Source organism: Streptomyces sp. NPDC048419 (assembly GCF_043200415.1).
GTDB lineage: Bacteria > Actinomycetota > Actinomycetes > Streptomycetales > Streptomycetaceae > Streptomyces.
The window spans coordinates 427,226-441,101 of sequence record NZ_JBICXT010000002.1 but is presented as its reverse complement, the minus strand read 5'-3'; the positions used below and the strand labels follow the sequence as shown (position 1 = coordinate 441,101).

General features: G+C 71.7%; 9 protein-coding genes and 1 pseudogene. 1 reads left to right on the top strand and 9 read right to left on the bottom strand.

Annotated elements, in window-relative coordinates:
- Positions 1-15: 15 nt before the first annotated feature.
- The 4 genes from ACGFYN_RS05945 to ACGFYN_RS05930 form a co-directional block, all read right to left on the bottom strand.
- Positions 16-1,617, bottom strand: a complete 1,602-nt coding sequence (locus tag ACGFYN_RS05945; RefSeq protein ID WP_393864518.1) for a von Willebrand factor type A domain-containing protein — start codon at positions 1,615-1,617, stop codon at positions 16-18.
- 147 nt (positions 1,618-1,764) lie between these two features.
- Positions 1,765-2,628: an ABC transporter permease gene (locus tag ACGFYN_RS05940; RefSeq protein ID WP_393864517.1), complete on the bottom strand. Its 864-nt coding sequence runs from the start codon at positions 2,626-2,628 to the stop codon at positions 1,765-1,767.
- Positions 2,625-5,378, bottom strand: coding sequence for an alpha/beta fold hydrolase (locus ACGFYN_RS05935; RefSeq protein WP_393864516.1), 2,754 nt, complete (start codon positions 5,376-5,378; stop codon positions 2,625-2,627). The genes ACGFYN_RS05940 and ACGFYN_RS05935 overlap by 4 nt, the downstream gene beginning before the upstream one ends.
- Positions 5,379-5,517: 139 nt before the next feature.
- Positions 5,518-6,921, bottom strand: a complete 1,404-nt coding sequence (locus ACGFYN_RS05930; protein ID WP_393864515.1) for an APC family permease — start codon at positions 6,919-6,921, stop codon at positions 5,518-5,520.
- 299 nt (positions 6,922-7,220) lie between these two features.
- Between ACGFYN_RS05930 and ACGFYN_RS05925 the strand changes: the two genes are divergently transcribed.
- Positions 7,221-8,060 (top strand): hypothetical protein, encoded by an 840-nt coding sequence (locus ACGFYN_RS05925; protein WP_393864514.1) that lies wholly within the window; start codon positions 7,221-7,223, stop codon positions 8,058-8,060.
- Between the two features lie 52 nt (positions 8,061-8,112).
- Here ACGFYN_RS05925 and mmsA read toward each other — a convergent pair whose 3' ends face one another.
- The 5 genes and pseudogenes from mmsA to iolC form a co-directional block, all read right to left on the bottom strand.
- Positions 8,113-9,615, bottom strand: a complete 1,503-nt coding sequence (gene mmsA / locus ACGFYN_RS05920) for a CoA-acylating methylmalonate-semialdehyde dehydrogenase (RefSeq protein ID WP_393864513.1) — start codon at positions 9,613-9,615, stop codon at positions 8,113-8,115.
- 14 nt (positions 9,616-9,629) lie between these two features.
- Positions 9,630-11,522: a 3D-(3,5/4)-trihydroxycyclohexane-1,2-dione acylhydrolase (decyclizing) gene (gene iolD / locus ACGFYN_RS05915; protein WP_393864512.1), complete on the bottom strand. Its 1,893-nt coding sequence runs from the start codon at positions 11,520-11,522 to the stop codon at positions 9,630-9,632.
- A gap of 44 nt (positions 11,523-11,566) precedes the next feature.
- A pseudogene (locus ACGFYN_RS05910) lies at positions 11,567-11,881 on the bottom strand (5-deoxy-glucuronate isomerase); the annotation flags it as partial.
- 28 nt (positions 11,882-11,909) lie between these two features.
- On the bottom strand, positions 11,910-12,785 hold the full coding sequence (locus ACGFYN_RS05905; protein WP_393864863.1) for a deoxyribose-phosphate aldolase: 876 nt from the start codon (positions 12,783-12,785) through the stop codon (positions 11,910-11,912).
- 71 nt (positions 12,786-12,856) lie between these two features.
- Entirely contained in the window at positions 12,857-13,807 is a 951-nt protein-coding gene (gene iolC / locus ACGFYN_RS05900; protein ID WP_393864511.1) for a 5-dehydro-2-deoxygluconokinase, read from the bottom strand.
- Positions 13,808-13,876: the final 69 nt, after the last annotated feature.

Genomic DNA, 13,876 nt, shown 5'->3' with positions numbered 1-13,876 from the left:
GACTGAACTGGTGTCCTAGCCCTGACCTCGGCGGGCCTCCCCGATCGCGTCCGCGAGACGGCGTACGTCCCGGTCCTCGGTCCGCTTCGCCAAGTCGTCGGCGCGGTCCTTCAGTTCGCCGAGGCCTGGGTCGCCGGGGAGGGTGGCCCAGCGGTCGTCGCCCTGGCGCAGGGCGTCGGCGAAGTAGGCGGCGACGGCGGTCACCTGGAAGCGGGGGGCCGCCTCCCAGACGGAGTCCCACAGGCCGGTGGTCTCCACCTCCCCGGACCGCTCGTGCGGCGCGCGGGTGTCGGGGTCGAGCCAGCGGACGGTCGCCGTGGCGAGGTGGCCTTCGGCGCCGGGCCGGGTGCGCACGGCGTAGAGGGCGGTGACCGTGTGGCCGGGGCCGACCTCGCCGCCGTCGACGCGGTCGTCGCGGAAGTCGTCGTCGGCGACCTGGCGGTCGTCGTAGCCGACCAGGCGGAAGTCGGCGACCGTGCTCGGGTCGAACGCGACCTGGGCCTTGGCGTCGCGGGCGGTCAGATCGATGTTCTGCGGGAGCTGGTCGCAGAAGACCTTGCGGGCGTCGTCCTCCCCCGACACGTACACGGTGTGGCCGTCGCCCTTGTCGGCGAGGCGCTCCATGAGCGCGTCGCCGTAGTCGCTGCCGACACCCACGCCGAAGAGGGTGATGCCGTACTCGCGGCGGGCCGTGGAGATGCGGTCGAGGATGGAGTCCGGGTCGGTGTCGCCGTCGTTGGCGAGGGCGTCGGAGATCAGGACGACGCGGTTGGTGGCGTGCGCGCGGCGGCCCTCGACGGCCGTGGCGTAGCCGGTCTCGACGCCCGCGCCGAGGTTGGTGGAGTACGTCGGCTCCAGGCTGTCGATCGCGTGGTGGATCTCGCCGCGGTGGCCGCCGAGGCGGGTCATCGGCAGCACGGTCTCCGCCTTCTCGCTGAAGGTGACCAGGGCGACCGAGTCGTCGTCACGCAGCCGGTTCGTCATCGTGTCCAGGGACTTCTGGGCGAGGTCGAGCCGGCCGGGCTCGGACATGGAGCCGGAGATGTCGATGACGAAGGTGAGGGCGGCGGGCGGGCGTTCGCCGGAATCGCCGGCGGGACGGGTGGCGAGGCCGACGCGGACGAGGGACCAGTTCTTCTCGTTCGTGCGGGCGCCGTCGACGGTCACCGAGAAGCCGTTGCCGTCGGGGCGTTCGTAGTCCTGGCGGAAGCTGTTGACGAACTCCTCGGGGCGGATGGTGGCGGGGTCCGGGCGCCCTCCCTCCGCGAGGGTGCGGCGGGCGTACTCGTAGGAGGCGGTGTCGACGTCGAGGGCGAACGTGGAGAGGTGGTCGGGGGACGGGGAGGGGCTCGCGAACCTGTCCTGGCCCTGCTGGTCACCGGCCGTCGGGGCGGCGGGCGCCGGTGCCGGGAAGCCGTTGCGGTGTGAGCCGTCCGATGCCTTGCTGCTGCCGTCGGAGCCGCCGCCCGCGCTGCAGGCCGTGAGCAGCAGGCCGCCCGCCGCCGTGAGCGCGAGGACGGCGGTGCGCAGCCGGCGGGCGGCGCGCGGGCGGCTGGTGCGCCGCCGGCCGGTGCGGCGGTGTGGCGTGCCCGGCCGGGGTGTTCGGTACCGCTCCATCTTCCGTGCCCCCTTGGTGAGTTGACGCCGATGTCTGTGACTGTGACGGCACAGGGGGGCGGAACGTGCGGCACGGGGCGTTGCGGAAGGATCTCAAGACGGCCACGATCATGGCCCGCCGAGACCGGTGGGTGACCCTCCGTTGACCTAGGAGACGATGTCCTTGCGGGCGAAACCCCGGAAGGCCAGGGCGAACAGGACGAGGGCGTACGTTATCGAAATCGCCGTGCCCTGGATCATGCCGGACCACACGGGATGCGGCTGGACGGCGTCCGCCCAGGCGAACTGCCAGTGCGCGGGCAGGAAGTCGCGCCAGTGCCCGAGGGCGGTGACGGCGTCCAGGACGTTGCCGACGATCGTCAGGCCGACCGCGCCGCCGACCGCGCCGAGGGGTGCGTCGGTCTTCGTCGAGAGCCAGAACGCGAGGCCCGCGGTGACCAGTTGGGACACGAAGACGTACGCCACGACCACCAGCAGGCGCTGCGTCGCCGTGCCCGTGTCCAGCGCGCCGCCGGTGGGGATCTGGAGCGGTCCCCAGCCGTAGGCGGCCGTGCCGACGGCGAGCGCCACCACCGGCAGCAGGATCATCGCGGCCAGGCTGAGGCCCAGGGCGACGAGGAGCTTGGACCACAGCAGGCGGGCCCGCGGCACGGGTGCGGCCAGCAGATAGCGCAGGGAGGACCAGCCGGCCTCCGAGGCGACCGTGTCCCCGCAGAACAGGGCGACGGGGATGACGAGCAGGAAGCCGGCGGAGACGAAGAGGTTGACGGCGGCGAAGTTGGCTCCCGACGCGGTGGCCGTGTCCATCAGCGTCACCGTGCCGTTGCGGCCGTCCGGGTCGCCGCCGATCGCGAACGCGATCAGCAGCACGAACGGCAGCAGCGCGAGGATCCCGCCCATGATCAGTGTCCGGCGCCGTTTGAGCTGGCGGACCAGCTCGACCCTCAGGGGCAGCGTGCGGCCCGCCTTGTACCCGGAGGCGGTCTCGGCGCGCTCGACGAGCGTGCTCATGCGGAACCTCCGATCAGGGTGAGGAAGGCGTCTTCGAGCCGGCGGTGGGCGCCGAAGGAGGAGACGGGGACCTCCAGGCGTACGAGGTCCACGAGCAGCCTCGCGGCGGCCGGAGCTGGTTCGGAGGAGGGTGCCGCGATGTGCCGTCGTTCGTCCGCGACTCCGTCGTGGCTGGTCGCGCCGTTCCCCGCGCCCCTTTGGGGCGCCGCCGGACCCGGGGCGGTCAGCCGGACCATCAAGCCCCCATCCGCCCGTACGGCAGACTCCACATCTGGCAGCGCCGCCACCTTCTCGACCAGCGGGTCCGGGATGTCGGTCGCCAGGCCGACCAGGAGGGTGTCGCCGGAGCCGATGATCTCGGCCACCGGGCCCGTCTGGACGAGGCGGCCGCGGTCCATGACGACGAGGTGGGTGCAGGACTGCTCGACCTCGGCCAGGAGGTGGCTGGAGACGATCACCGTGCGGCCGGCCGCCGCGTACCGGATGAGCACCTCGCGCATCTCGCGGATCTGCGGCGGGTCGAGGCCGTTGGTCGGCTCGTCGAGGATGAGCAGGTCCGGGAGACCGAGCATGGCCTGGGCGATCGCGAGGCGCTGGCGCATGCCCTGGGAGTAGGTGCGCACCGCGCGGGCGAGCGCGTCGCCGAGACCGGCGATCTCCAGGGCCTCGTCCAGATGGGCGTCCTCGGCCGGGCGGCCCGTCGCCCGCCAGTACAGCTCCAGGTTCTCGCGGCCGGACAGGTGCGGCAGGAAGCCCGAGCCCTCCACGAACGCGCCGACCCGGGACAGGACGGGGGCGCCGGGGCGGATCGCGTGGCCGAAGACCCGGACCTCGCCGGCGTCCGGCTTGATCAGGCCCATCAGCATGCGCAGGGTGGTGGTCTTGCCCGCGCCGTTCGGCCCGAGGAGGCCGAGGACCTGGCCCTTCTCCACACGGAAGGACAGGTCCCGCACCGCGTAACGGTCCGCCGACCTGGCGTACCGCTTGCTCAGGTCCGTGATCTGGAGCGGGACTTCGGCGAGCGCCGCATCCGGGGGCGCCGCGGTCGTACGGCGGCGGCCGGTCAGCAGCAGGGCCAGGGCGATCACCGCACCGGCCACCGGGAGCCACCACACCCAGGACGGCAGCGGGGCGGCCGCGGTGCTCACGCCGGGCGCCGTCGGCACCTTCAGGTCGCCCTTCAGGGAGACGGTGTACGTCGCCGGGTTCACCGGGGAGGCGTAGCCCAGGTCGGTGGAGGCGAGGACCAGGCGCAGCCGGTGGCCCTGCTCGACCTGGTGGTCGACGGCCGGGAGCGTGATCGTGACGTCCTTGCCGGCCTTGGCGCCCTCGACGCGGACGGGGGTCACCAGCTGCGCGGGCAGCTGGGGTGTGCCGCCGCCGGGTGAGACGTCGTACACCTTCCCGAAGAGCACGGCGTCCTCGCTCGTCGACTTCACATGGACGGTGACCGTCGGCGATCCGGTGATCCGCAGGCCGCCGGTGAGCGGCGCCGACTCGAACTGCGCGTACTGGCCGGGGAAGTCCAGTGACACCCCGACGCCGAGCGTGGACAGCCGGGCGAGTCCGCCGGAACCGCCGAGGCCGGGCAGGGCGGAGACGCCGGGCGGGCCGGCGCCGGCCGGGTTGGCGAAGCTCTGCTCGGTGCCCCGCAGCCGCAGCGAGCGCCGGCCGCTCTCCAGGCCGGGGTAGGCGTCGGCGCTCGCGCCCCGCAGCACCGCCGCGCCGCTCGTGGAGTCGACGCCGCCGCTGCGGCTGACGCGGAAGGCCGGGCCGGTGTCCGTGGCTTTGTCGTTCTTGAGGTAGCGGTCGAACCACGTACGCACGCGTGCCTGGACGCGGCTCGACTCCATGTCGCCGCCGTCGTGTCCGCCAGCGAGCCAGTCGACGTCGACCGGGGCGCCGTTGGCGCGGATGGCCTTCGCCGCCGCGTCGGCCTGGCCGAGCGGGAAGAGGGAGTCCGTCTGGCCCTGCACCAGGAGCGTCGGCACCTTGATGCGGCCGGCGACGGCGGACGGGGAGCGGGCCTCCAGCAGCTTGCGCGCCTGTGCGTCGGGCTTGCCCGACTCCGCGACCCGCTCGTACATCCGGCACAGCTGGGGCTCGAACTTCGCGCACCCGCCGCCGGAGTTGACGAAGATCCCGGCCCACAGCTTCTTGAACACGCCGTCCGGGAACAGGGCGTCCGCGAGGTTCCAGTACGTGATCGCCGGGGCGATGGCGTCCACCCGGTGGTCGTATCCCGCGGCCAGCAGTGAGATCGCGCCGCCGTACGAGGCGCCGGCGACGCCCACGCGCGGGTCGCCGGGCTTGTCGAGCTGGACCTGGGGCTGTTTCGCCAGCCAGTCGATCAGCCGGGAGACGTCGGCGACCTCGCCCTTCGGGTCGTTCAGCCCGATCTTTCCGGTGGACCTGCCGAAGCTGCGTGCGGACCAGGTCAGGACCGCGTAGCCGTCCCTTGCGAGGTCTTCCGCCTGCCGGCGCACGTCCTGCTTGCTGCCGCCGAAGCCGTGGGCGAGCAGCACGGCGGGGTGGCGTCCGCCGGTCGAGGGGGGTGTGAAGTACGAGGTGTCGATCTTCACGCCGTCCATCGACATGAGGCGGTCGCTCCGGTGCACGGGAGGCTTCTCGTCCGAGGCGACGGCCGTCCAGGTGCCCGCGCCCGCGAGCACCACGACGGCGGCACCGGCGGCGAGTGCCCTCCGGGGGGTTCGCAGCAGCCCTCGCAGGCGGGACGGTCGAAGATCCATGCTCCAACGGTACGGGGCGTCACCGACAGTTGGAGCAGCCCGGAGGGTGAGCAGGTGCACCTCCTCCGGGCGTACGGAGTCGTATCGGCGTACCGCGGTCGTGGTACGTCCCCGCGCCCCTGATCGGCCTGCGGCCCGTTCAGGCCTGGGCGTCCTCCGGGATCGTGACCAGCCAGCGGGTTTCCTTGCGGGGGCGGAGGTAGAGCGCCCAGTAGAGGGTGGCCACGGCGGTGATGCCGCCCGTCCACAGGAGGTAGCTCGTCTCCTGCTGACTCAGGATGTAGGCCAGGACCGCGATCAGGAGGACCGGCATCGCGGGCCACAGCGGCATGCGCCAGGCGGGCGTGTGCCGGTGGGAGCCGCGGCGGGCCAGGAGGGCGGCGACGGCGACGAGGAGGTACATGCCGGTCACCGAGACGCCCGTGACGCCGTAGAGGGTGTCCAGGTTCACGAAGCACAGGAGGGCGCCGGGGACACCGACGGCGAGGGTCGCGACCCAGGGGGAGCCGAAGCGGCCGAGCTTGGCGAAGACGTTGTTGACCGGCCCGGGCCAGGCCTTGTCGCGGGCCGAGGCGAACAGGACGCGGGAGTTCTGGATGACCATCACGATGCCCGCGTTGATGATCGCGAGGGCCACGCAGAGGCTGACGAAGGTGCCGACCGCGGAGTTGGACCAGGCGGTGACCATGCCGCTGATGTTTCCGCCGGTCAGCTGGGAGATGTCGGAGGCGCCCATGGTGATCGCCGCCACCGGGACGAGGATGATCACCGTGGAGATGGCGAGGGTGACCAGAACCGTGCGGGCGACGTTGCGGCGCGGGTTCTCCAGTTCCTCGGAGAGGTAGACGGCGGTCGAGAAGCCCTGGGTGACGAAGAGGGCGATCGCGAGGCCCGAGACCACCAGCATCGCCGTCACCGTGTCCGTGTGACCGTGGGTGCCGGCCACCTTCATCGACACCAGGCTGCTCACGCCCCGCTCGCTGTGCGCGAAGCCGAGGAGGGCGACCACGGCCGCCGCGATGACCTCCAGGACCAGGAAGACGCCGGTGATCCAGGCGTTGGCGCGCAGGTCGAGCAGGCCGGCCAGGGTGGCGAGCAGCATCACGCCGGCACCGGCGACCGCCGGGTCGAGGTGCACGATCGGCGTCAGGTAGTCCGCCGTGCCCATCGCGATCACCGGCGGCACGATCATGACGACCAGCAGGGAGAGGACGAACACGAGCCAGCCCGCGAGGCGTCCGGCCATCGTCGAGACCATGGCGTACTCGCCGCCCGCGCTCGGGATGAGGGTGCCCAGCTCCGAGTAGCAGAACGCCACGGCGATGCACAGCAGGGAGCCGATGGCGATCGTCAGGGCGGTGGCGGTGCCGAGGGAGCCGAACAGGTCCGGCACGACCACGAACAGCGTGGAGGCGGGGGTCACGCAGGAGAGCGTGAGCAGGGTGCCGCCGACGACTCCGATGGAGCGCTTGAGCGTCGTGGGACCGGCGGTGTCCGCCGCCTCGGGGACGGCGGTGTCGACGGGGCGGAGCGTATCGGTCATGCAGCGGTTCCGATCGACTGGTGCGGATGCCTCCGGCGGCTGGGTGGGATGCATAGAACCCCGACGAAAACCGACGCGTCAATAGGTGTCTGGCTACGAAATCAGTAGCAAGAAGGCCCTTACGGATGCGTAAACAGCAGTTCCGCGCAGCCCGTTCGGGGTCCTTGGGCCGTGCGGGAACCGCAGGGCGGGCGTCGAAAAAACGTGAGGACGTCCGGTATCCGGACCTGTCAGAGTGTCCCGCTAGAGTCATCGACCACAGAACTTCACAACCGAATCACAGCAATGGGTGGGGACTCATGAAGCTGAAGCACACCGCTGCCTGGGTGGGGATCACGGCGGCGGCGACACTCGCGGTGTCCGCGTGCGGCGCCGACGGTGCGAAGACGGCGGCCAAGGCCGTGGACAGCGCGGACAAGATCATGGCCGTCCTGTCACGGGCGACCGACCGCACCGAGCAGCTCGGCTCGGCCCAGGTCAAGGTCAGCACCGACCTGGGCACGGGCACCCCGATCGCCATGGACGGGACGTACTCCTGGGGCGACGGGCTGGCCTTCGACGCCGAGATGGACACGGCGGCCGCGCAGATGCAGCAGTTGCAGGACAGCCCGAAGACCCGGGTGCTGTTCGTCGACGGCGCCTACTACTACGACATCGACCCGCAGGCCTCCGGCCCCCTCGCGGGCAAGGAGTGGATGAAGATCGACTCCTCGGCTGTCTTCGGCGACAAGGGCTCGCAGGCCTTCAGCGGCAGCAGCGGGAGCGGCAACCCGGCGGCCGCGATGCGCGGCCTGAAGTACGCGAGCAACGTCAAGGACCTGGGCAAGGAGTCCGTCGACGGGCAGAGCACGACCCACTACCGCGCCGTCGTCGACAAGGCGCACATGGGCAAGTTCAAGGACGCCTACGGCGGTGACAACCTGATGGGCTCGGTGACCGGCGGCGCCGACTCGATGACCATGGACATCTGGGTCGGCTCCAAGGACCTCCCGGTCCGTCTGAAGCAGGCGATCGGCACGGTCAAGGTCACCATGGACTTCCAGAAGTTCGGTGCCACCGCACCGGTGAAGGCTCCGCCGGCCGCGCAGACCGGCGACCTCACCGAGCAGGTCAAGAAGGCCCAGGAGCAGCAGGGCTGAGCCCCGGACACGGCGGTGCCCCGCTCCCTCGGGAACGGGGCACCGTGCGGCTTCAGTGGTTGCGGGGGAAGCCGAGGTCGACGCCGGCGGGGGCGTCGGCGGGGTCGGGCCAGCGAGTGGTGACGACCTTGCCGCGGGTGTAGAAGTGCGTGCCGTCGTTGCCGTAGATGTGGTGGTCCCCGAAGAGCGAGTCCTTCCAGCCGCCGAAGCTGTGGTAGCCGACCGGGACCGGGATGGGCACGTTGACGCCGACCATGCCGGCCTCGATCTCCAGCTGGAAGCGGCGGGCGGCGCCGCCGTCCCGGGTGAAGATCGCGGTGCCGTTGCCGAACGGCGAGTTGTTGATCAGCGCGACACCCTCCTCGTAGGTGTCCACGCGCAGCACGCACAGCACCGGGCCGAAGATCTCGTCCTGGTAGGCCTTGGCCGACGTGGGCACCTTGTCGAGCAGGGACAGGCCGATCCAGTGGCCGTCCTCGAAGCCCTCCACGGTGTAGCCGGTGCCGTCCAGGACCACCTCGCAGCCCTCGGCGGCGGCGCCGTTCACGTAGGAGGCGACCTTGTCGCGGTGCACCTTCGTGATCAGCGGGCCCATCTCGGACGCCGGGTCGTTGCCCGGACCGATCTTGATCTTCTCGGCGCGCTCGCGGATCTTCTCCACCAGCGTGTCACCGACCGCGCCGACGGCGACGACGGCGGAGATGGCCATGCAGCGCTCACCCGCGGAGCCGTAGGCCGCACTCACCGCCGCGTCGGCGGCCGCGTCCAGGTCGGCGTCGGGCAGCACCAGCATGTGGTTCTTGGCGCCGCCCAGCGCCTGCACCCGCTTGCCGTTCGCGGCGGCGGTGGTGTGGATGTAGCGGGCGATCGGGGTGGAGCCGACGAAGGAGACGGCCTTGACGTCGGGGTGCTCCAGCAGCCGGTCCACGGCCACCTTGTCGCCGTGCACGACGTTGAAGACGCCGTCCGGCAGGCCGGCCTCGGACAGCAGCTCGGCGATCTTGAGACAGGCCGACGGGTCCTTCTCGGAGGGCTTCAGCACGAAGGTGTTGCCGGTCGCGATGGCGATCGGGAACATCCACATCGGCACCATGGCCGGGAAGTTGAACGGGGTGATGCCCGCGACCACGCCGAGCGGCTGGCGGATCGAGGAGACGTCCACACGGCTGGCGACCTGGGTGGACAGCTCGCCCTTGAGCTGGACGTTGATGCCGCAGGCCAGGTCGACGATCTCCAGACCGCGGGCCACCTCGCCGAGCGCGTCGGAGTGGACCTTGCCGTGCTCGGCGGTGATCAGCTCGGCGATCGCGTCCCGGTTGGCGTCCAGCAGCGCGCGGAAGCGGAACAGGATCTCGGTGCGCCTGGCCAGCGAGGACTGGCCCCAGGTGGCGAAGGCGTCCTTCGCGGCGGCGACCGCCGCGTCCACCTCGTCGACCGTCGCGAAGGCGACCTTCGTGGTGACCGCGCCGGTCGCGGGGTCGGTGACCGGCCCGTACGTACCCGACGCGCCTTCGACGGTCTTGCCGCCGATCCAGTGGTTGACGATCTTCGTCATGCCCGGTTTCTCCTTCACAGATGGCGGCGTCGGGTGGAGACGTGCCGTTCGTACAGCTCTCGGGCCTTGACCGCCGACGGTCGGGTCGCGGTCTCGGCCACAGGTACATCCCACCAGGCCTGGGCGGGCGGCGGGCCCGACACAGTGTCGGCCGTTTCGGTCTCGACGTAGACACATGTGGGAGTGTCCGCGGCACGGGCCTCGGCGAGCGCCTCGTGCAGATCGCCGACGGTCTTGGCGCGCAGCACGCGCATGCCCAGGCTGGCCGCGTTGGCGGCGAGATCCACGGGCAGCGGCGCCCCCGTGTACCCGCCGTCCTTGGACGGGAACCGGTACGCGGTGCCGAACCGCTCGCCGCCCACCGACTCCGACAGACCGCCGATGGACGCGTACCCGTGGTTCTGGATCAGCAGGACCTTGATCGCGATGCCCTCCTGCACGGCGGTCACGATCTCCGTCGGCATCATCAGATACGTGCCGTCGCCGACCAGCGCCCACACGGGCCGGTCGGGCGCGGCCAGCTTCACGCCGATCGAGGCCGGGATCTCGTAGCCCATGCAGGAGTAGCCGTACTCCAGGTGGTACTGGTCCCGCGAGCGTGCCCGCCACAGTTTGTGCAGGTCGCCCGGGAGGGAGCCGGCCGCGTTGACGATCACGTCCGTCTCGTCCACCAGCGCGTCGAGCGCGCCCAGGACCTGCGGCTGCGTCGGGCGTACGTCCGGCTCGTCGGCCTCGTAGCAGGCGTCGACGCGCTGCTCCCAGCGCTCCTTGTCCTCGGTGTACTCGGTGACGTAGGAGGCCGCGACCCGGTACGCGTGCGTGTCCAGACCCGCCGTCAGCTCCTGGAGCCCGCTGCGGGCGTCCGCGATCAGGGGCAGGCCGGCGAGCTTGTGGCCGTCGTAGGGCGCGATGTTGAGATTGAGGAAGCGGACGCCCTCGCCGGTGAAGAGGGTGCCGGAGGCGGTGGTGAAGTCGGTCCAGCGGGTGCCGACGCCGATCACCAGGTCGGCGGTGCGGGCGAGTTCGTCGGCCGTCGCCGTGCCGGTGTGCCCGATGCCGCCGACGTCCTGGGGATGGTCCCAGCGCAGCGAGCCCTTGCCGGCCTGGGTGGAGGCGACCGGTATGCCGGTGGCCGCCGCGAACTCGGCGAGGGCCTCCTCGGCTCGGCTGTGGTGAACACCGCCGCCCGCGACGACCAGCGGCCGGCGCGCGTCCCTGATCGCCCTGACGGCCTCGGCGAGTTCGGTCGGGTCGGCACCCGGGCGGCGGATCACCCAGGTGCGCTCGGCGAAGAACTCCTCGGGCCAGTCGTACGCCTCCGCCTGGACGTCCTGCGGGAGGGCGAGCGTCACGGCGCCGGTCTCCACGGGGTCGGTGAGGACCCGCATGGCCTGGAGGGCGGCCGGAACGAGCTGTTCGGGGCGGGAGATCCGGTCGAAGTACCTGGACACCGGGCGCAGGCTGTCGTTGACCGACACGTCGCCCGCGTAGGGGACTTCGAGCTGCTGGAGGACCGGGTCGGCGGGGCGGGTGGCGAAGACGTCGCCCGGCAGGAGCAGGACCGGCAGGTGGTTGATCGTGGCGAGGGCGGCGCCCGTCACGAGGTTGGTCGCGCCCGGCCCGACGGACGTCGTCACGGCGTGCGTGGACAGGCGGCCCGACTGCCGGGCGTAGCCGACGGCCGCGTGCACCATGGCCTGTTCGTTGCGGCCCTGGCGGTACGGCATGTCGTCCGCGTACTCGACGAGCGCCTGGCCGATTCCCGCCACGTTGCCGTGGCCGAAGATGCCCCAGGTCGCGCCGATCAGCCGCCGCCGTACTTCGTCCCGCTCGGTGTACTGGACGGACAGGAAGCGCACCAGCGCCTGTGCGACCGTCAGCCGCGTCGTCGAGGTGGTCGGAGTCATCGGTAACCCCCAGTGCCAGTTGCGTGGGCCGGACGGAGGCGGAGCCGCCGGTCCCGTCTGCGGCCGCCGGATCCGCCCTCACGGGAGGGAGATACGCGCTGACGGCCGAAACCGTTCGAGACCTCCGGCGCGGGGCCGTAGCGGGCGGGGAGTCGTCGCTCGCACTTCGCTCCTGCCAGGGCGAAGCGGCCTCCCGCGCCGGAGGCGATCTGGGTCCGGGCGTCACGGGGAACGTACGCGAAGTCGAAGACCGACGCGAATGCGCTTGCCCCGCCCGGGAGTTGAAACTCTTCGTCCGTCATGTCACCGGCCGGCCGTACCGTACATCCGCTCGGCGGCGGAAGCACGGTCCTCTCGGTGTACAGCCCGGCCGCGACCATCAGCTCCTCACAGCAGTCCTACGGCGGTGTCGACGGCGGCGGCCACGTCGCCGTCCGGTGGATACAGCAGCGAGCGGCCGACCACCAGGCCCCGCACGGTGGGGAGTTGGAGCGCGCCGCGCCACTTCTCGTACGCCCCGTCCTGATCGTCCCCCACCTCTCCGCCGAGCAGCACGGCGGGCAGCGTGGAGGTCTCCATGACCTCCGCCATGTCGTCCGGGTTCTCGGTGACGGGCAGCTTGAGCCAGGTGTAGGCCGAGGTGCCGCCGAGGCCCGAGGCGATCGCGATGGACTTGGTGACCGCTTCGGCGGACAGGTCGTTCTTCAGCCTCCCCTCGTCCGTGCGGTGGCTGAGGAAGGGCTCGACGAACACCGGGAGGCGGCGCGCGGCCATGTCGTCGATGGCGCGGGCCGTGGACTCCAGCGTGGTCAGCGAGCCCGGGTCGGCGTAGTCGATGCGCAGCAGCAGCTTGCCCGCGTCGAAGCCGAGCCGCTCGATGTCCTCGGCGCGATGGCCGGTGAAGCGGTCGTCGAGTTCGAAGCTCGCGCCCTGGAGGCCGCCGCGGTTCATCGAGCCCATGACGACCTTGTTCTCCAGGGCGCCGAGCAGCAGCAGGTCGTCGAGGATGTCGGCGGTGGCGAGGACGCCGTCGACGCCGGGGCGGGAGAGCGCGAGGCAGAGGCGTTCGAGCAGGTCGGCGCGGTTGGCCATGGCGAACCTGCGGTCGCCGACGCCGAGCGCGCCGCGGGCCGGGTGGTCGGCGGCCACGATCATCAGCCGGCCGGAGTCGCCCATGAGCGGGCGGCGGGCGCGGCGGGCGGCGGCCTCCGCCACGGCTTCGGGGTGGTGCGTACGGAGGCGGACGAGTTCGGAGACGTCCACGCGCGCGTGCGCGACGCCGTCGCCGCCGTCATGGGTGCCGTCGTGGTGGGCACCCGAGACCCGGCCCGCCCTCACAGCACCGCTCCGGCTGCGAGGGCGGCCTCGATCTCGTCGGCGGTCGGCATGGCGGAGGAGCACTCCAGGCGGGAGGCGACGATCGCGCCGGCCGCGTTGGCGTGCCGCATGATCGCCTCCAGGTCCCGGCCCGCCAGCAGGCCGTCGCAGAGGGAGCCGCCGAAGGCGTCGCCGGCCCCGAGGCCGTTGAGGACGCTGACGGGCAGCGGTGGGACCTCGGCCGACTCGCCCTTGCTGTTGACGGCGAGGACGCCCTTGGGCCCCTGTTTGACGACGGCGAGCTCGCAGCCCGCGTCCAGCAACGCCTGGGCGGCGGCCTTCGGTTCGCGCACTCCGGTGGCGACCTCCACCTCGTCGAGGTTGCCGACCGCGACGGTGGTGTGGCGCAGGGCCTCCGCGTAGAAGGGGCGGGCCGAGGCGGGGTCCTTCCAGAACATGGGGCGCCAGTCGAGGTCGAAGACCGTGGTGCCGGCCTTGGCCCGGTGGGCGAGGGCCGCCAGCGTCGCCGTACGGCTGGGCTCCTCGCTCAGTCCGGTGCCGGTGACCCAGAAGATGCGGGTGTCGCGGACGGCGTCCAGGTCGAGCTCGTGGGCGTCGATCTCCAGGTCGGGGGCCTTGGGCTGCCGGTAGAAGTACAGCGGGAAGTCGTCGGGCGGGAAGATCTCGCAGAAGGTGACCGAGGTGGGCAGGCCCGGGACCGGGGTGACCCAGCGGTCGTCGACGCCGAAGCCGCGCAGGGCCTCGTGCAGATAGGTGCCGAAGGGGTCGTCGCCGGTGCGCGTGATCACCGCGGTGCGGTGCCCGAGACGGGCGGCGGCCACCGCGACGTTGCTCGCCGAGCCGCCGAGGAACTTGCCGAAGCTCGTCACCTGCGGCAGCGGCACGCCGGTCTGGAGCGGATAGAGGTCCACCCCGATCCGCCCCATGGTGATCAGGTCGTACGCCATCGGCTTCCCTTCGTTGCAACTCCTCCCCCGGTTTCTAGCCGGGTACACGGAGCCCTGTCAATGTTTTGT

Excerpts from the sequence above, each read along its gene's own strand:
- ACGFYN_RS05945 (WP_393864518.1), bottom strand. The coding sequence starts at position 1,617 with ATGGAGCGGTACCGAACACCCCGGCCGGGCACGCCACACCGCCGCACC.
- ACGFYN_RS05940 (WP_393864517.1), bottom strand. The coding sequence starts at position 2,628 with ATGAGCACGCTCGTCGAGCGCGCCGAGACCGCCTCCGGGTACAAGGCG.
- ACGFYN_RS05935 (WP_393864516.1), bottom strand. The coding sequence starts at position 5,378 with ATGGATCTTCGACCGTCCCGCCTGCGAGGGCTGCTGCGAACCCCCCGG.
- ACGFYN_RS05930 (WP_393864515.1), bottom strand. The coding sequence starts at position 6,921 with ATGACCGATACGCTCCGCCCCGTCGACACCGCCGTCCCCGAGGCGGCG.
- ACGFYN_RS05925 (WP_393864514.1), top strand. The coding sequence starts at position 7,221 with ATGAAGCTGAAGCACACCGCTGCCTGGGTGGGGATCACGGCGGCGGCG.
- mmsA (WP_393864513.1), bottom strand. The coding sequence starts at position 9,615 with ATGACGAAGATCGTCAACCACTGGATCGGCGGCAAGACCGTCGAAGGC.
- iolD (WP_393864512.1), bottom strand. The coding sequence starts at position 11,522 with ATGACTCCGACCACCTCGACGACGCGGCTGACGGTCGCACAGGCGCTG.
- iolC (WP_393864511.1), bottom strand. The coding sequence starts at position 13,807 with ATGGCGTACGACCTGATCACCATGGGGCGGATCGGGGTGGACCTCTAT.